This is a genomic window from Mesorhizobium sp. M7A.F.Ca.CA.003.01.2.1 (genome assembly GCF_003998945.1).
Lineage (GTDB): Bacteria > Pseudomonadota > Alphaproteobacteria > Rhizobiales > Rhizobiaceae > Mesorhizobium > Mesorhizobium ciceri.
Genome location: NZ_RZRA01001725.1, coordinates 1 through 390, shown reverse-complemented (window position 1 = coordinate 390; position 390 = coordinate 1). Strand labels below are relative to the sequence as shown.

The following is a 390-nucleotide window of genomic DNA, read 5'->3' as shown; positions in this document are numbered from 1 at the left end:
TTTTCGCAGCGGTTTTCCGGCCTGCCGATCCGCGTCGCCCAGGCGTCGCGGCTGGTCGGCGCCAAGGAACTGGCCGAGACCAAGAAAGGCATCGCCGAAGGCCAGGTCGACATCGTCATCGGCACGCACGCGCTGCTCGGTTCCGCGATCTCGTTCAAGAACCTTGGTCTGCTGATCATCGACGAAGAGCAGCATTTTGGCGTCAAGCACAAGGAACGGCTGAAGGACCTGAAGACCGACGTGCACGTGCTGACGCTGTCGGCGACGCCGATCCCGCGAACGCTGCAACTGGCGTTGACCGGGGTGCGCGAGCTGTCGCTGATCGCCACGCCGCCGGTCGATCGGATGGCGGTGCGCACCTTCATATCGCCCTTCGATCCGCTGGTGATC

Annotated in this window: 1 protein-coding gene; it reads left to right on the top strand. The window is 64.1% G+C overall.

All coding sequences use genetic code 11. The features are described from left to right. On the top strand, nucleotides 1-390 hold a 390-nt coding region (locus EN969_RS35135; protein WP_348632435.1), incomplete at both ends, for a DEAD/DEAH box helicase.